This window comes from Chitinophaga sp. Cy-1792 (assembly GCF_011752935.1).
Lineage (GTDB): Bacteria > Bacteroidota > Bacteroidia > Chitinophagales > Chitinophagaceae > Chitinophaga.
Genome location: NZ_VWWO01000001.1, coordinates 2076277 through 2094499 on the forward strand (window position 1 = coordinate 2076277; position 18223 = coordinate 2094499).

The 18223-nt window shown below is 44.6% G+C and carries 15 protein-coding genes; 14 read left to right on the forward strand and 1 reads right to left on the reverse strand.

Annotated elements, in window-relative coordinates; all coding sequences use genetic code 11:
* Nucleotides 1-104: 104 nt before the first annotated feature.
* The 3 genes from F3J22_RS08545 to F3J22_RS08555 all read left to right on the forward strand — a co-directional run bounded on the left by F3J22_RS08545 (nucleotide 105) and on the right by F3J22_RS08555 (nucleotide 4061).
* Nucleotides 105-1394, forward strand: a complete 1290-nt coding sequence (locus tag F3J22_RS08545) for a sugar MFS transporter (RefSeq protein WP_167016155.1) — start codon at nucleotides 105-107, stop codon at nucleotides 1392-1394.
* Nucleotides 1395-1601: 207 nt separating this feature from the next.
* Complete coding sequence (gene galK, locus F3J22_RS08550; RefSeq protein WP_167016157.1) at nucleotides 1602-2744, forward strand: galactokinase; 1143 nt, start codon at nucleotides 1602-1604, stop codon at nucleotides 2742-2744.
* Nucleotides 2745-2936: 192 nt separating this feature from the next.
* Nucleotides 2937-4061 (forward strand): hypothetical protein, encoded by a 1125-nt coding sequence (locus tag F3J22_RS08555; RefSeq protein WP_167016159.1) that lies wholly within the window; start codon nucleotides 2937-2939, stop codon nucleotides 4059-4061.
* A gap of 79 nt (nucleotides 4062-4140) precedes the next feature.
* Here the strand turns inward: F3J22_RS08555 and F3J22_RS08560 are convergent, their stop codons facing one another.
* The gene (locus F3J22_RS08560) at nucleotides 4141-5538 is read right to left on the reverse strand and encodes a Gfo/Idh/MocA family protein (protein WP_205195166.1); all 1398 of its coding nucleotides are present in this window, start codon (nucleotides 5536-5538) and stop codon (nucleotides 4141-4143) included.
* 334 nt (nucleotides 5539-5872) lie between these two features.
* Here F3J22_RS08560 and F3J22_RS08565 point away from each other — a divergent pair, with 334 nt between their 5' ends.
* The 11 genes from F3J22_RS08565 (at nucleotide 5873) to F3J22_RS08610 (ending at nucleotide 17906) form a co-directional block, all read left to right on the forward strand.
* Nucleotides 5873-7900 carry an alpha-L-fucosidase gene (locus F3J22_RS08565; RefSeq protein WP_167016161.1) on the forward strand — a complete coding sequence of 676 codons (2028 nt, stop codon included), beginning with the start codon at nucleotides 5873-5875 and terminating at the stop codon, nucleotides 7898-7900.
* A gap of 430 nt (nucleotides 7901-8330) precedes the next feature.
* Nucleotides 8331-9122: a GNAT family N-acetyltransferase gene (locus F3J22_RS08570; protein ID WP_240155023.1), complete on the forward strand. Its 792-nt coding sequence runs from the start codon at nucleotides 8331-8333 to the stop codon at nucleotides 9120-9122.
* Between the two features lie 51 nt (nucleotides 9123-9173).
* A complete protein-coding gene (argG, locus tag F3J22_RS08575) occupies nucleotides 9174-10367 on the forward strand; it encodes an argininosuccinate synthase (protein WP_205195167.1) in 1194 nt (397 codons plus the stop codon).
* Between the two features lie 3 nt (nucleotides 10368-10370).
* Nucleotides 10371-11354, forward strand: a complete 984-nt coding sequence (gene argC / locus F3J22_RS08580) for an N-acetyl-gamma-glutamyl-phosphate reductase (protein WP_167016163.1) — start codon at nucleotides 10371-10373, stop codon at nucleotides 11352-11354.
* A 32-nt stretch (nucleotides 11355-11386) separates the two neighbouring features.
* Nucleotides 11387-12511, forward strand: coding sequence for an aspartate aminotransferase family protein (locus tag F3J22_RS08585; RefSeq protein WP_167016165.1), 1125 nt, complete (start codon nucleotides 11387-11389; stop codon nucleotides 12509-12511).
* A 2-nt stretch (nucleotides 12512-12513) separates the two neighbouring features.
* Nucleotides 12514-13464 carry an N-acetylornithine carbamoyltransferase gene (locus F3J22_RS08590; RefSeq protein ID WP_167016167.1) on the forward strand — a complete coding sequence of 317 codons (951 nt, stop codon included), beginning with the start codon at nucleotides 12514-12516 and terminating at the stop codon, nucleotides 13462-13464.
* A gap of 2 nt (nucleotides 13465-13466) precedes the next feature.
* On the forward strand, nucleotides 13467-14255 hold the full coding sequence (gene argB, locus F3J22_RS08595) for an acetylglutamate kinase (RefSeq protein WP_167016169.1): 789 nt from the start codon (nucleotides 13467-13469) through the stop codon (nucleotides 14253-14255).
* Between the two features lie 3 nt (nucleotides 14256-14258).
* Nucleotides 14259-15323 (forward strand): M20 family metallo-hydrolase, encoded by a 1065-nt coding sequence (locus F3J22_RS08600; RefSeq protein ID WP_167016171.1) that lies wholly within the window; start codon nucleotides 14259-14261, stop codon nucleotides 15321-15323.
* A 31-nt stretch (nucleotides 15324-15354) separates the two neighbouring features.
* On the forward strand, nucleotides 15355-16689 hold the full coding sequence (gene argH, locus F3J22_RS08605) for an argininosuccinate lyase (protein ID WP_167016173.1): 1335 nt from the start codon (nucleotides 15355-15357) through the stop codon (nucleotides 16687-16689).
* A gap of 277 nt (nucleotides 16690-16966) precedes the next feature.
* On the forward strand, nucleotides 16967-17101 hold the full coding sequence (locus tag F3J22_RS30675; RefSeq protein WP_255492058.1) for a hypothetical protein: 135 nt from the start codon (nucleotides 16967-16969) through the stop codon (nucleotides 17099-17101).
* Nucleotides 17102-17504: 403 nt separating this feature from the next.
* Nucleotides 17505-17906 (forward strand): hypothetical protein, encoded by a 402-nt coding sequence (locus F3J22_RS08610; protein WP_167016175.1) that lies wholly within the window; start codon nucleotides 17505-17507, stop codon nucleotides 17904-17906.
* Nucleotides 17907-18223: the final 317 nt, after the last annotated feature.

Sequence of the window (18223 nt, forward strand, 5' to 3'; positions counted from 1 at the left end):
GCCTGTATTTTTTTACGGAGATAAAACGTTTTAGCTAAGATATTTATGAAATATCGAATGAGTTTTATTAAGTTCGCAAACACTAACATTCATCTACTCAGCTTATGTCTAACCAAACAGTAACAATGGAAGCACCTGTATCTGCCAGCCATAGCAGCAATGCCAAGGCGATGACAATCATCGGGACGTTATTCTTCCTTTTTGGATTTATCACCTGGTTGAACAGTGTGTTGATTCCGTTTTTGAAGCAGGCCTGCGAATTATCTGATTTTCAGGTATATTTCGTGACTTTCGCCTTTTATATCTCTTATTTTGTGATGGCGATCCCATCATCTGCCATCCTGAAGAAGGTAGGTTTTGCCAATGGCATGTCCGTTGGACTCTTCACCATGGCCATCGGTTCCCTGGTATTTGTACCGGCGGCGCAGATGCGTTCCTTTCCATTATTCCTGGTAGGATTGTTTATCCAGGGTGCCGGTATGACCCTGTTGCAGGCTGCCTCTAACCCGTATGTAACGATCATCGGGCCTATAGAGCGTGCTGCACAGCGTATGAGCATCATGGGTATCTGTAACAAAGTGGCTGCCATGATCGGTATCCTCCTGCTGGGCGTACTGCTGTTCAGCGACACTACAGAGCTGTCTAAAAAGATCGAAACGTTGCAAGGCGCTGAGAAAGAAGCAGAACTGACTTTACTGGCAGGCCGCGTAATTGTGCCTTACATCATCATGGCGGTGATACTGTTCGGGTTAGGATTCATGATAAGGAAAGCACATCTTCCTGAAGTAAATCCAGAGGAAGAAGCTACAGAGAATCATGTAAAAACTCCTGATTCTATCTTCCAGATCCCTTACCTGATGCTGGGTATCCTCTGCCTGTTCCTGTATGTAGGGGTAGAAGTACTGGCAATCGATTCACTGGCGCTTTACGGAGAAGCCAGCGGATTCACTAAAGAAGTGGCCATTCACCTGAGTATTTACAGCCTGGTAGCCCTGACAGTGGGTTATCTGCTGGGTATCGTGCTGGTACCAAAATACATTTCTCAGCGTGCGGCACTGATTACCTGTGCTATCTTAGGTGGTTTATTCACTGTTGGCGCATTGATGACCAGCGGTAAAACATCTGTGGTATTCATCATCCTGCTGAGTTTTGCACATTCCCTGATGTGGCCTGGCATCTGGCCGCTCGCGATCAACAAGCTGGGTAAGTTCACCAAACTGGGTTCTGCATTCCTGGTAATGGCTATCGCCGGTGGTGCTATCCTGCCGCTGATCTACGGTGCACTGTGCGTAAACATGGGCAACAGACAAATGCCATATATCATCATGATCCCTTGCTACCTGTACATCCTGTATTATGCAGCAGCAGGCTACAAGAAAGGATTACCATCCTGATAAATATCTTTATAAAATAAACAGCAAGGCCTGGCGAAACCGAATAAGTTTCGCCAGGCCTTTGTATTTGAAGCAGGCTTCCATCCGCGATCTCAAAAAAATTTTACTATCTGATCAATCTTTTGTGTGGAATTAACAACTGCTTACCTTTTTTATTTAGATAATATGATTATTTTTAGGCGTAAATTTTACGTTTAATTATCACTGATGATACAAAAAACAAAAGAGCAATTTGTTGAACTGTTCGGTAAAGAACCCTTAATAGTAGTGTCGCCCGGCCGTATCAATCTTATTGGTGAACATACTGACTACAACGACGGCTTCGTACTTCCTGCCGCTATTGATAAAAAAATTGTTTATGCTATCGCTTTAAATGGTACCAACCAGTGCAATGCTTTTGCTGAGTTCAACCAGGAGAAGGCCTCTTTTTCGCTGGATGCGGTGGTACCTACGCCAGGATGGATCAATTACCTCATGGGTGTAGTGGCTACATTACAGCAACGTGGCTACAGTGTAGCAGGTTTTGACTGCGTAGTAGCAGGTGACATTCCGGTAGGCGCCGGCCTTTCCTCTTCTGCAGCAGTGGAAGGTGGCCTCGTGGCAGCGCTCGACAAGCTCTTTGGTTATGGCCTTTCCCGTATGGAAATGGCTTTGATTGGTCAACAGGCAGAGCATACTTTTCCTGGTGTAATGTGTGGTATCATGGATCAGTTTGCTAACCTGCATGGTAAGAAAGACCAGGTAATCCGACTGGATTGCCGCAGTCTGGACTATGAATATTTTCCATTTGCATTTCCGGGATACAAGGTAGTGTTGTGCAATTCTATGGTGCATCACTCACTGGCATCATCAGAATATAATGTACGTCGCCAGCAGTGTGAGTCGGGCGTAAAGGCGATACAGCGTTTGCATCCGGAAGTGAAATCTCTCCGTGATGCCAGCAAATCCATGCTGGAAGAAGTGAAGGAGGAACTGCCGGCTAAAGTATATGATCGTTGTTTATATGTAATCGACGAGATCAGTCGCGTACAAACCGCTACAGGCCTGTTACAGCAAGGTAAGCTGAACGAATTCGGTAAGCTGATGTACGAAACGCATGAAGGACTGAGCAAGTTGTATGAAGTAAGTTGTCCTGAGCTGGACTTCCTCGTTTCGCTGGCCAGCGAGCGGGAAGAAGTAGCTGGTGCACGTGTGATGGGTGGCGGCTTTGGCGGTTGTACCATCAACCTGGTGGAAGCGGATAAAGTGGAGGATTATACTTCCTTTATTCGTAGCCGTTACCAGGAGAGGTATAAGAAAGATCCTGAAATCTATGTTACTACCATTGAAAATGGTGTAACCGTTTTATAGTTTATAGTTTATATGCAATGTTTATAAAGACTACCTTTTAAGGTGGTCTTTTTTGCTTAGCAAATTTATTTGATACCTATGTTGTTGACCTCTCTTACAATAAACTGCTAATTTATCCTGGTTTGCAACTATTGAGAATTTCTTCTCTTTTTTACTAATATTGCGTCCCTAAAAATAGAAATATCCTATATCATGAAAGTTGTTAATCTAATTTTAGTGCTCCTGTTAGGGAGCCTGTTGTCAGCATCTGCACAAACAAATTTATTCCAGGCGAATGGGCGGGATTATTGGGTAAACAGGGCAATACCGGGGGCGACTGTAGATAATGGTGGCTTTTCCTACGTGTTGTTGCATGAAGCCTATGTAGACGGAAGTCCTACTATAGAGGAGCATTATGTATTCGGAAAAATTTCCGCCATCAGAGGTGGGGTAGGTGGTTGGAACAGAAAAATCAATGTTGAGGTAAATAGTGCCAGCACATACAATAGTAATACCGCTACGTTGATAAGTTATAATGAATATACGAGGTTGGTACTTGTAACGTATGCTGGTAAACGTTATCTGGCAATAGAAATTGCTAATGCAAGCACGATATATGGTTTTTCCTTTACAGGATATACCGCAAATGAATTATTGAAGCTGGTGAACGTGTCTGAAATTAGTGACAGAGCTGAGTATAATACACTAGCGACTCCTTATAATTCTACGTTTGATCATATTGGAATACAAGGGAATATGAGCCTGGGAGAAGTAGGTATTCCTGCTGCCAGATTTGATATTTTTGGTGGACCATCATGGACAGGAAGTTTATGGGCAAAGTCAATAAAGGTACATGCTGGAAATGCAATTGAAATTTCAGGAGAAACACAGTCTTTTGGATTAGGTGCATCAGGTAGTAAAATGTATTTCTTTAATACAAATCTACAGGGTCAGGGATTGGCAAATTATTTTATGATAATTGACGGAGATACCAGGAATATGGGGATCGGTATTGATCCGGTTCCAGGTTATAAGCTATTGGTAAATGGAGCGGTGGGAGCTACAAAGATCAAAGTGCAGCAAGGCAATTGGGCCGATTACGTTTTCCATGATGATTACAAACTACCTTCTTTGTATGAGGTGGATCAATATATCCGACAGGAGAAGCATTTGCCGGGAATTCCTACAGAAGCAGTGGTAAAAGCAGAAGGTGTTGATGTTGGAGAGATGAATAAAAAGCTTCTGCAGAAGATAGAAGAGCTTACCTTATATATGATTGAGATGAAGAAGGAGAACGATGCGCTGAAAGCAAGGGTGGAGAAGCTGGAGCAACAATAATTATTAGCCGATATTAATATAAAACGGCGTCTCTACTGGTAGAGACGCCGTTTCCCGTTAGTTAGCGTTATTTATTCGATTAGTATTGATCGTCGAGTGCGAAGATTGGTTTCCTGTTCATCCAGCGACCACGTGTGAAGTCAGGGATGTACTGTACACTGCCACCTTCAGCTACTGACTGTTCAGTGAGCGGGGTGATAGCATACCAGGTAGCCATATCGTATACATCGAGTGCATAAGGAGCACCACGTTTGATACTTTCGAAGAAGGAGTTCAGTACGAACCAGTCCATACCACCGTGGCCGGCGCCAGCAGCGTCGTTGGCGTATTTCTTCCACAGCGGGTGATCGTATTTACCGTAGTAGGAAGCAGGGTCGTCGAATTTACCCACTGGTTCCCATACGTCGTTGTTTTTGCTTACTTTCTCGATGTAGATCTGTTTCTGATCATCCATCCACAGGCCGTTGGTACCCTGAACGCGGAAGTTCAGTGAGTAAGGGCGTGGGCTGTTGGTATCATGCGACAGCATGATGGTTTCGCCGTTGTTGGTTTTGATCAGGGTAGAAACGATATCACCCAGTTTGAACTCAACTTTAGCGTTAGGATGGCTTTCGCTGCTGTTGTCAACGATGTATTTATGCAGGCCGCGTGATTTGGTAGCCACTGAAGTCAGCGACAGGAGGCGGTTACCGCGGTTGACGTTGATAGCATTGCAGATAGGACCCAGACCATGAGAAGGGTACAGGTCACCATTGCGGTGTACGGAGTGGTTGGTTCTCCATTTAGCTTCGGAGAGTGCGTTTTCACCGAACTCTACGCCACCGCCATAATATTGTTTGCCGTTGTTGAACTTAACACCACGTAAGTCGTGCTGGTAGCCACCTTGCAGGTGAGTCAGTTCACCAAACAATCCCTGACGGACCATTTGAAGCACTGCCATCACATCTCTGCGGTAGCATACGTTTTCCATACCGAAAACAGGGATGCCCGTGTTTTCGCTGGTGTTTACAAGTTCCCAGCACTCCTGGATATCAGAGGCGCCGCAAACTTCAACAGCAGGCGTTTTACCGGCTTTCATAGCAGCAATTGCCATGATAGAGTGGAGTTCCCATGGAGTAGCGATGATAACAGCGTCGATATCATCACGTTTCAGCATATTGTGGAAATCTTCAGGTCCGTTGGTATACTCGGCTACTTTCTTTTTTGCACCATAAATTTTGGTGATCATGTCTCTCGCTTTCGGAACGGTATAGGCAGTATCCGGATCAGCGAATGCAATTACATCAACATCATCTCTGTGCAGACATAAGCTCAGGTGACCCAGTCCGCGGGCACCAACGCCGATCAGACCTACTCTTACCTTAGACTTTTTTTCATTGGCAAACAATTTCGCAGAAGAACCCAGCATAGACAGGCCTATCCCTGCTGCTGCGGTGTTTTTGAGAAAACTTCTGCGATGCAGTGGTTGTTTCATCATTGTTCAATGTGTTTAAATAGCGTATTAGAATACGTACTGTGGAACGCTAAATTTATAAAAATAGATTTATCTATTAGTGGCAGGGGGTTAAATTTCTTACATTTTTGTGATAAACGGTTACAGTAGCGTGAATACAGGCTTTGGGGTTCAGGGATTGATCTTCCGGCCGAAGGCCGGAAGATCAATCCCCGGTAAAAGATGCCGACAGCGTAGCTGCCGGCATCTTTTACCGGCTATCACATTGTTAATATTCAATCAATAAAAGCTAAATACAAGTCGCTTCCGCTATCATATCTACGTTATCTTCGCCAGATACGCAAACCTAACAGTGCTCATGAAAATAACACCGTTACTGGCAGGACTACTCGCCTGCAACATGGCCTTTGCCCAGGAAATAAAACCTTACGGCGCTTTACCTTCCAAAGCCCAGGCAGCGTGGAACGACATGGAATATTACATGTTCATCCACTTCGGCCCTAATACCTTCACCAACAAGGAGTGGGGACATGGAGATGAAGATCCCAAAGTATTTAATCCTTCGCATGTAGATGCCCGCCAGTGGGCACGTACCGCCAAGGCAGCCGGGATGAAAGGAATCGTGCTGACCGCAAAACATCACGATGGCTTTTGCCTCTGGCCAAGCAAATACAGTACGCATACCGTCAGAGAAAGTATGTACAAAGGAGATATCCTGAAAGAGCTTTCCGCAGCATGTAAGGAATATGGCCTGAAATTCGGCGTCTACCTTTCGCCGTGGGACCGCAACCATCCTGACTATGGCACGCCAAAATACAACCAGACATTTGTGAACACACTCACAGAGGTGTTGTCGAACTACGGGCCTGTGTTTGAGCAATGGTTTGATGGCGCCAACGATGGTACCAAGCCACAGAAATATGATTTTGAACTTTTCAATAATACCGTACACAAACTGCAGCCGGACGCTGTCATCTTTAGTGACGTAGGACCAGGCTGCCGCTGGGTCGGTAATGAAAACGGTATTGCCGGTACTACCAACTGGAGTACACTCAATATCAAAGGCTTCGGTCCGGGAAGAGCGGCTCCTCCGCAGCAAACCCTCAACGAAGGCGTGGAAGACGGCGAAGCATGGGTGCCGGCAGAATGTGATGTGAGCATTCGTCCGGGATGGTTCTATAGTCCGGATACGGATGATAAAGTGAAGTCTGTAAGTGATCTGCTGAAGATCTACTACGGCAGCATTGGCCGTAACGGTAACCTGATCCTGAACGTGCCTGTAGACCGCGATGGTGTTATCCATAAAAATGATTCTACCCGTTTGATGGAGCTGCGTCGCGTACTGGATGAGACTTTCAAAGATAATCTTGCTAAAAAAGCTACTATAACAGCAACTGCAGTCAGACAAAATAATGCAGCAGTAAAGGTGGCTCATCTCAACGACGGTAACAGCAAAACATACTGGTCTACACCGGATAATGTGACAGATGCGGCGTTTACGCTTACTTTCAAGGCGCCGGTAACCTTTAACCGGCTGGTGTTGCAGGAGTTCCTGCCACTGGGCCAGCGTGTGAAAGCCTTTACCGTAGAGGCGATGGAGAACGGTCAGTTCAGAGAGATTGCCAGAGAAACAACTATTGGTCATAAGCGCATCCTGTTGCTGCCTAATACCACTACCACACAAGTAAGGGTACATATCCTGGACGCGAAAGCCTGTCCGGTGATTACGGAAGTGGGACTGTACAAGGCGCCGGTGGTGCTGACACAGCCGGTATTGCAGCGTAGCAGCAATGGCGATGTGAAGATCCTTACAGCCAGCAACGACCAGCATATATATTATACGCTGGATGGAACCGCGCCAACTGCTAAGTCGGCGGAATATACAGCCGGCCAGGCGATCCCGATGCCTAAGGGCGGAGAAATCCGTGCAGTGGCTATGGGCGAAGGCAGATCCAGCGCAGTGACGACTATTAAATATGATGTAGCGCCGGGTAATTGGAAGGTAGTTGGTGGAGATGACAAGGCTGCCGCCGCTATTGATGGTAATGAGTATACTGCCTGGGTATCTAAAACTACTGGTTATCCGCAGGAGTTGCAGGTGGATCTGGGCGAGACGCTGACCCTGAAGGGTTTCGCTTACATTCCTGTGACAAACAGCCATGCTGGTGGTGTGGTATATGGTTATGAATATTATACCAGCGAGGATGGCCAGCATTGGACGAAGGCTGCGGCAGGCAGTTTCGCCAATATCAAGAACAGCCCTGTGGCGCAGGCGGTGCGTTTTGCGCCGGTAAAGGCCAGGTATGTACGTTTTGTGGCTACCAGTCCGGCGGATGAAAAGGACGAGAAGGTGAGTGTAGCGGAGCTGGGAATTATCACCAGATAGTAAAAATATCTTATATCTGTAATGCCTCTGTTGGCCAGGATTCTGGCAGCAGGGGCATTTTTAGTTAAGGAGAAGAAAAAAAATACTTTTTGGCTAAAAAAATTGGAGCGATTAAAAATATATTGTTATAACTTTGCGGATAATCTAAACTAAAGACAATATTTATAACAATTTAACGCTGAACTGAAGTTGGAAAAAACCGCAACTCATACCAACATCTCCGCATATCATCCCGCATTAGATAATGGGGTTTTATCTGTTGGGTTCAATGTCTTTAGATACCTTTCCCGACGACCTAGAATTTGATAGCGTCTGTCAACATATTCTTGACCGCTGTCGCACCATGATCTCTCAAAATCATAAGGTGTTCTTATTTCCCGTAGCGGGATTTTCAATGTAGTTTATTGATTCACGATTTCAATTTTAAAAGTTGGAAAATCAACATATAATCGTTAGGGTAGCAACACCTGACGATATACACTATTCAAAGACCATCACCGATGAGATGGAATCGTCTGCAAAAGCGCGTGGAACCGGAATAGCGAAGCGTTCCCCGTCTTATGTGGAGCTGAAGATGCAGGAAGGCAAAGCTGTGATTGCTTTAACGGACAAGGGCGACTGGGTAGGTTTCTGTTATATAGAAGCCTGGGGCCATGATAAATTTGTTGCAAATTCAGGTTTAATCGTGAATCCGGCATTCCGTGGTCATGGAGTTGCCAAGTCAATTAAAAAGAAAATCTTCGAACTCTCCCGCCAGAAATATCCTGATTCAAAAATATTCGGACTGACGACAGGCCTTGCTGTGATGAAAATCAACAGCGAGCTGGGCTATGAGCCGGTTACCTATTCAGAGTTAACAGATGATGAAGAATTCTGGAAGGGCTGCCGCAGCTGCGTAAATTTCGATATTCTTACAGCGAAGAACCGTAAGAACTGTTTATGTACGGCCATGCTGTATGATCCGACCGAGAAGCTGAAAGAAGCAGAGGAGAAAGCGATGGCTGCGAAAATGGAAGCAGAAGCTGCTGAAGCGGAAGTGCAGAAACTGAAGATGTCTGTGGCATCTAACGGGAAATTTCACCACGAAAAAAAAAGACGTGGCTTCAAAGGTAATATAAAGCTGTATGAGCGCTGGTTACGTTTCAAAAGGTTTGTATTGCTGAACAACAGCAAGAAAGAAGGTGGCGCCGCAGGCGCGAGGAAAAAATTCCTCTTCTTCTGACTGCCTGCTTATCAAAATAAAATATTGTTATCTGTATAAAACGTTGTTATAATGAAAAAAGTAGTACTGGGATTTAGCGGAGGGCTTGATACTTCCTATTGCGTTAAATATCTGACTGAAGAAAAAGGATATGAAGTGCATTCTGTAATCGTAAACACCGGTGGTTTTTCTGAGGAAGAATTGAAGGAAATCGAGCAACGCGCATACAGTCTGGGTGTTAAGTCACACAAAACCGTTAATGCAATCCGCAGTTACTATGACGGCGTTATCAAATATCTGATCTTCGGTAATGTACTGAAGAATAATACTTATCCACTCAGCGTTTCTGCTGAACGTATGAGTCAGGCGCTGGCTATTGCGGAATATGTGAAAGAGGTTGGTGCAGATGCAGTAGCACATGGTTCTACCGGTGCCGGTAATGACCAGGTTCGTTTCGACATGGTATTCCATATTATGATCCCAGGTGTGGAAATTATCACTCCGATCCGTGATATGAAACTGAGCCGCGAACAGGAGATTTCTTACCTGCAATCTAAAGGTGTGGAAGTGAATTTCGAGAAAGCGATGTATTCTATCAACAAAGGTATCTGGGGTACTTCTGTAGGTGGTAAAGAAACGCTGACTTCCAACGGTATGCTGCCTGAGCATGCATGGCCTACCCAGCTCACTAAAAATGGTGAAGAGCAGGTGAAACTGGTATTCGAAAAAGGTGAACTGGTAGGTATCAACGATAAAAAATTCGGTCATCCTTCAGAAGCGATCCAATACCTGCAAACACTGGCTGGTCCTTTCGCGATCGGTCGTGATATCCACGTAGGTGATACCATCATCGGTATCAAAGGCCGCGTAGGCTTTGAAGCAGCTGCTCCTATGGTGATCATCAAAGCACACCATGCCCTCGAAAAACATGTACTTACCAAATGGCAGCTGAGCTGGAAAGACCAACTGGCGCAGTTCTACGGTAACTGGATGCACGAAGGCCAGATCATGGATCCTGTAATGCGTGACATCGAAGCATTCCTGCAACATACCCAGGAAAATGTAAGCGGCGAAGTATTCGTTACCCTGATGCCTTACCGCTTCCAGGTTACTGGTATCCAGAGCCCTTACGACCTGATGAGCAGCAAGTTTGGTAAATATGGTGAGATGAACAGCGGCTGGTCTGGCGATGATGTAAGAGGCTTCAGCAAAATTTTCGGTAACCAGACAATGATCTGGCATCAGGTAAAAAATTCCAACGACTAAGCAATGAGTAATCATAAAAAAATAAAAGCAGGAATCATCGGCGGTGCTGGTTATACCGGTGGCGAGATGATCAGGCTTTTGTTGAATCACCCGGAGGTAGAAATTGCGTATGTGCATAGCCGTAGTAATGCGGGTAATCCACTGTACGCAGTACATGCCGATCTGCTGGGTGAAACTGAACTGACCTTCACCGGCGAGATCACCAACGATATCGATGTGATGTTCCTCTGCCTGGGTCATGGTGAATCTAAAAAATTCGTGGAAGCTACTGATATAGCAGACCACGTGAAAATAGTAGATCTCAGCCAGGATTTTCGTTTAGGCGAAAGCGTGAAAGGCAGGGAGTTTGTTTACGGTCTTCCGGAAATAAACAGGGAAGCGATTAAATCTGCAAAGAATATCGCTAATCCCGGATGTTTCGCGACCGCTATTCAGTTAGGACTGCTGCCACTGGCAAAAGCCGGACTGCTGAAAGAAGTGCATACTACCGGTATCACCGGTTCCACAGGAGCGGGTCAGAGCCTGCAGGCCACTTCACACTTCACCTGGAGAGCAAATAATATCTCTACCTATAAAGTATTAACACATCAACATCTGAAAGAAATCCGACGAAGCCTGCAATTGCTGCAGCCCGGATATACAGCAGATGTAAACTTTGTTCCGGTGAGAGGCGACTTCCCACGTGGAATATGGGTTACTTCTTACCTGCAATGTGATCTGACATTGGATGAGGCGGTAGCATTATATCAAGCATATTATGCTGGTCATCCTTTTACCCATGTAAGCACCAGACAGATAGATCTGAAGCAGGTAGTGAATACAAACAAAGTACTGATACAGCTGGAGAAAGTGGGAGAGAAACTTGTGATTCATTCCATCGAAGATAATCTGGTAAAAGGCGCTTCCGGTCAGGCTGTACAAAATATGAACCTGATGTGTGGGCTGGATGAAACCGCAGGACTCAAACTGAAGTCCATCGTTTTCTAACCATTTTTCTCATTATCAATTCTAATCAGCAAATGAAATTATTCGACGTATATCCCGTAAACAATATCGTAATTGACAAAGCACTTGGCTCTAACGTCTGGGATGATCAGGGAACAGAATATTTAGATTTATATGGCGGTCACGCGGTGATCTCCATTGGACATACACATCCGCATTATGTAAAGCGTCTGACAGATCAGCTGAACAAAATCGGTTTCTATTCCAACTCCATTAAAATGCCATTGCAGGAGCAGCTGGCAGCTTTACTGGGTAAAGTTTCCGGCAAGGAAGACTATCAGCTCTTCCTGTGTAACTCCGGTGCAGAAGCCAACGAAAACGCACTGAAACTGGCATCTTTCCATAACGGTAAAAAGAAAGTAATCGCTTTCAGGAAATCTTTCCACGGAAGAACATCGCTGGCAGTAGCGGCTACTGATAATCCTAAAATCGTAGCACCTGTAAACGAAACTGATAATGTGGTTTTTCTGCCATGGGAAGATCAGGCTGCGCTGGAACAGGCTTTCAAGGATCACGAAGTATCTTCTGTGATCATCGAAGGTATCCAGGGTGTAGGTGGTATCAGGGTTGCGAGTGAATCGTTCCTGCAAAAGATCCGCACACTGTGTGATGCCAACAATGCCGTGTTTATCGCTGACTCCGTACAGTGTGGTTATGGCAGAAGCGGCAAATTCTTCTCTCATGATTATGCCGGTGTAAATGCAGACATCTACACTATGGCAAAAGGTATGGGTAATGGTTTCCCTATCGGTGGTATCATTATCTCTCCTAAAATAGCACCAAGCTATGGTATGCTGGGTACTACCTTTGGTGGTAACCACCTGGCATGTGCCGCTGCACTGGCTGTACTGGAGGTAATCGAATCCGAAAACCTGCTGAACAACGCTGCTACCGTAGGTGAATACCTGATCAGTGAGCTGAGGAAATTTGAGCAGGTACTGGAAGTAAGAGGTCGTGGTTTGATGATCGGTATTGAACTGCCTGAAGAACTGGCGCACGTAAGGAAAAACCTGCTGGGCGTACATAAAGTATTCACAGGTGAAGCAAAACCAAATGTGATCCGTCTGTTACCATCACTGGCGCTCACGCAGGCACATGCAGACCAATTTTTAGAAGCATTCAGAAAAGAAGTGAAATAATAATGAAACAGTTTATTTCAACAGCCGATGTTCCCAGTGTCCCGCGTTTGGTGGACATTGCACTGGAATACAAGAAAAATCCCTTCAAGGATAGAGCATTAGGACAAGACAAGACATTGGGAATGATATTCCTGAACCCTAGTTTACGTACGCGCCTGAGTACACAGGTAGCTGCCAAAAATCTGGGTATGGAACCTATTGTTTTCAATATTGATAAAGAAGGGTGGCAGCTTGAAATGAACGACGGCGTCATCATGAACGGGAATACTTCCGAACACGTGAAGGAAGCCGCTGCGGTAATGGGTCAATATTTCGATATCCTGGCCATCCGTACTTTCCCTGGTCTGAAGAACAAAGAAGAAGACTATACAGAGAAATATATCAACCAGTTCATTAAATATGCAGGGGTTCCTGTAGTGAGCCTGGAAAGTGCTACCCTGCACCCGTTGCAGAGTCTTACCGATGTGATCACCATCAAGGAAAGATGGAATGAAGCACGTAAGCCGAAGGTGGTAATGACCTGGGCGCCGCATGTAAAAGCGCTGCCACAGGCAGTTCCTAACTCTTTTGCACAGTGGATCAATGCCTGGGGTGAAGCGGATTTCGTGATCACGCACCCTGAAGGTTATGAACTGGATGAGAAATTCACCAACGGCGCCACCATCGAATACGATCAGGATAAAGCGCTGCAGGATGCTGACTTCGTATATGTGAAAAACTGGTCATCTTACAAAGATTACGGTAAAATCACCTGTACAGACAGCAGCTGGATGGTTACTAATGAAAAGCTCAAAAATACCAACAGTGCTAAAGTGATGCACTGTCTGCCCGTTAGAAGAAATGTAGTTATTGCAGATGAAGTACTCGATGGACCTAACTCCATCGTTATTCCGGAAGCAGGCAACCGCGTTTGGGCTGCACAGGCGGTATTGAGTGAAATTCTGAAAGGATAATTATGATAGATCTGTTTATCATTAAGGTTGGCGGTAATGTTATCGACAATCCGGCATTGCTGCAATCTTTCCTCGGAAAGTTTGCAGCAATTTCCGCTAAAAAGATACTGATACATGGCGGTGGTAAAGTAGCTACCCGTATCGGTGATAAGCTGGGAATTGAATCCAAATATGTAGACGGCCGCCGTATTACCGATGCCGATACCATTGATGTGGTAACCATGGTATACGGAGGACTCGTAAACAAGCAACTGATCGCGCAATTGCAGGCTAAAGGCTGTAATGCGATCGGCCTGACCGGTGCAGACGGGAATATCATTCCTGCCACCAAGCGCCCGGTAAAAGATATTGATTATGGGTTTGTGGGAGATGTGAAGCCGGAGCAGGTAAACATCGCGCCGGTAGTAGCGTTGCTGGAAGCGGGCATCATGCCGGTTTTCGCGCCACTTACTCATGATGGCAAAGGGCAGATACTGAATACCAATGCTGATACCATTGCCTCTTCACTGGCAATTGCGTTATCTGCGAAGTATAATGTACGACTGTTATATTGCTTTGAAAAGAAAGGAGTACTGAGTGATCCTAATGATGATAACGCTGTTATCAATCTTATCAATAAAGAAATTTATCAGCAGCTTTTAGATCAGAAAGTATTGTCGGACGGTATTTTACCTAAGCTGACCAATGCATTCGGTGCGATAGATAATGGTGTGAAAGAAGTGCTGATAGGCCATGCCGAAGATGTGTTGAGTAATACAACAGACCAGGTGGCAGGCACTTTAATTTGCTAATCTATGTGGAACGAAAAATTATATGATGTTGCTGTAGCACTGCTGAAGCAGATGATTGCCACGCCATCATTGAGCAAGGAAGAAGACGGGACAGCGCAGCTGATCAGCGAGTTTCTGACTGCTATGGGGATACCTCATGAAAGGCATCTGAATAATATCTGGGCACCTAATAAACATTTTGATCCGGCAAAGCCGAACATCCTGTTTAACTCCCATCATGATACTGTAAAGCCCAATCCGCAATACACCCGTGATCCTTTTAGTCCGGATGTAGTGGACGGTAAATTATATGGCCTTGGCAGCAACGATGCCGGCGGTTGCCTGGTTAGCCTTATCGCTACTTTCCTTCACTTTTATCACCGCGAAGATCTGCAATATAACATCATTCTTACTGCCACCGCAGAAGAAGAGATCAGTGGTGTCAACGGTATTGAAAGCATCCTGGATAAATTGCCTGCCATTGAGTTTGCGATCGTAGGCGAGCCTACGCAAACACAGCTGGCCGTAGCCGAGAAAGGCTTGCTGGTACTGGATTGCACCAGCACCGGAAGAGCAGGGCACGCTGCCCGTGAAGAAGGCGAAAATGCATTGTATAAAGCGTTGCCAGATCTGCAATGGTTCCGTGACTATAAGTACCCGAAAGTATCGGAGACACTGGGACCGGTGAAAATGAGTGTAACCGTTATCAACACCTCCAATAAAGCGCATAACGTAGTTCCTGCGGACTGTACTTTTGTAGTAGATGTACGTGCGAATGATCAGTATACACTGGAGGAGCTGTTGGAGATCATCCGTGCCAATGTACAGAGCGAGGTGAAACCACGTTCGCTGCGTATGCGTCCTTCATTTATTCCGATGGACCATCCGTTTGTACAGGCAGGGATTGCAGCAGGTAAAACCTGTTACGGTTCACCCACCACTTCCGATCAGGCGCTTATACCTGCTACCTCTGTAAAGATGGGACCTGGCGATTCGGCCCGTTCACATACTGCAGACGAATTTATCTATCTCTCCGAAATAAAGGACGGTATCGATAGTTATATAAAATTGCTGGAAGCTATTGTGTAGGTATCTGCCGGTAGTTTAAAATATCTGAATTATGAAATTGTGGCAAAAAGATAAAGCATCACTGGATGCAGTAGAGAAATTCACCGTGGGCAAAGACCGCGAGATGGATGCCTACCTGGCGCCCTTTGATGTATTAGGTTCTATGGCACACATCACCATGCTGCAAAGCATTGGTTTGCTGGAAGCTGAAGAACTGACCGTATTAAAAGCCGAGCTGCGTAAGATCTACCAGGAAATCCAGGAAGGAAGTTTCGTACTGGAACCGGATGTAGAAGATATACATAGCCAGGTAGAGTTGCTGCTGACCCGCCGTTTGGGAGAAGTAGGCAAGAAGATCCACAGTGGCCGTAGTCGTAACGACCAGGTTTTAGTAGATCTGAAACTCTTCCTGCGTCATGAGCTGCAGCTGATCACAGAAGAAGTGAAATCCTTGTTCGACCTGTTGCAGGCGAAGAGTGAAGAATATAAAAACCAGCTGATGCCGGGGTATACGCATTTGCAGATTGCGATGCCATCCTCCTTCGGTTTATGGTTTGGTGCTTATGCAGAGAGCCTGGTGGACGACCTGACCATGCTGCAGGGAGCTTACAAGGTGGTGAATAAAAACCCGCTCGGCTCTGCCGCAGGTTACGGTTCTTCGTTCCCCCTTGACCGTGAGCTGACCACTGCTTTACTTGGCTTTGAATCGCTGAACTACAACGTAGTATATGCGCAGATGGGCCGTGGTAAAACAGAGAAACTGGTAGCGTTTGCATTGTCGGGCATTGCTGCGACATTGGCGAAAATGGCTATGGATGCAACTTTGTTCATGAACCAGAACTTCGGTTTTATCAGTTTCCCTGATGAGCTGACCACCGGTTCCAGCATTATGCCACACAAAAAGAACCCGGATGTATGGGAGCTGATTCGTTCGCATGGTAATAAAATACAGGCGTTGCCGAACGAAATTGCCATGATGATCACCAACCTGCCTTCCGGTTATCACCGCGACTTACAGCTCCTGAAAGAGAACCTTTTCCCGGCATTTGGCGTGTTGAAGGATTGTATCCATATGACTAAGCTGATGCTCGAAAATATCCGTATTAAAGACGGTATTCTGAATGATGAGAAGTATCAGTACCTGTTTAGTGTAGAAGTGGTAAATAACCTCGTATTACAGGGTATTCCTTTCCGTGAGGCATATAAAAAGGTAGGTATGGATATTGAAAAAGGTACTTTCTCTCCGGAGAAAGAAGTGAATCATACCCATGCCGGCAGTATCGGTAACCTGTGCACCGCGCAGATTTCCGGGCTGATGGATAACGTGCTGCAAAGCTTCTCCTTTGATAAAGTAGATAAGGCACTGGAGCAGTTATTGAATAGTTAGGTAAATACAGATAATGATAAATGAGATCCTGGTGGTATATTACCATCAGGATTTTTTTATGTGGGTAGCATCTGGTTTTAAAGCTGATAATTTATTATTATAGTGTTTTGAAAAGATGAAGAAATATTTCTGGAGGATGGTAACGTGAAGATGATAACATTAGTGGTCGGACAGCGAAAGAAAGTTATTTCTATATCTAACTATAACCAGCCAGACCTGGATGCGATTTATGATATTATTAATCTCGGGTTGAACAAAGAAAATAAAATCCATTTATATGAAAGAATGGACTACAGCAAGGAACTTTTGGGAAAATGAAGTAATGGCTGTGCTGGAAATTTTCTTAAAAATAGTACAGCATAACACGGCCTGTTTTGAAAATGCCGGACTGGGAAGATGTAAGAGAAAGTGAAGAGTGATGACAGCGATTGATTTAATTTTTATAATATACCAGGAATAAATTTTATTTAAAAATGCTGGTTTCTCTTTTTAAAGTAGTGATTTATCTATTACTGTTCCTATGTTTGTTTTTATTTGTGATAGCAAATGGCAGTGGGCACAATATACCACTGAAAACTAATGCTGCAATAGTTATCCCGGGTTTAGTGTTAGTTTTGATATTGTTTTTATTACCAGGCGAGAAAAGAAAAAAGGATGTATCTGCCTGACTCAGAATGCGATCAACTAATATTCAAAAGGAGATTTGGTTGATGAGCAAAAGTAGAAGGCTGGAATGTCAATAAGTATCTTTTCCCTGGTTCAAGTCATCGTTCAATTGGCAATGATTTAGTAAATCCAAACTTTAAACGGATCAGATGAAAAAGGTTAAAGGAAGTAGAATGCGTTGGTCACGACAAAAAGCCCCTACTACCAAAAGTAAAAAGGATATCTTATATGGTTTGCTGTGCCTGGGCGCATTCTTCCTGATTTTTGTTTTTGGTTTATTATATATGGGCCGCGGCACTGCTGAAAAATGGAAAAGAGAATTAAGTATTATTAATGCGAATAATAAATTTGGGAAAGGGATCATTACAAATATGAAATCCTACAAAGGACATAGCATTGATATAACGTACAAGGTAGGGGGAAAAACCTACTCCAAAAGTAGCAGTTGGGATACTAATCCTCATGGTCTTAGGGTAGGTGATTCCATATATCTTCGGTATGCGGTGGATTCACCCTCGTTAATGGTGCATGTACTGCAAAGGGATTACTAAAAAAGCCTTTTTTCAAAGCGGAAGGGCCTAATATTCACAGATAGGAACTTCGTATTTTACATGGCAGTCGCACCTTTCGTGAATATTTTGAAATTGTTTATTGAATAATACTACCTTGTCCCACGGTTTTTCTGACTGGCAAGCATTTATAATCTTTCGCTAGATATTTCATAGGAAAACAAGAAATATATTGGTAAAAAACTGATATTTGTATATGCTTTTCTGTACCATGAAAATTTGAGTTTCAGTTATGGAATTCAAATGCTTTTCTTCAACCTTGTTTTAGGATGATTCAACCCTATACTAAGAATTTTAAA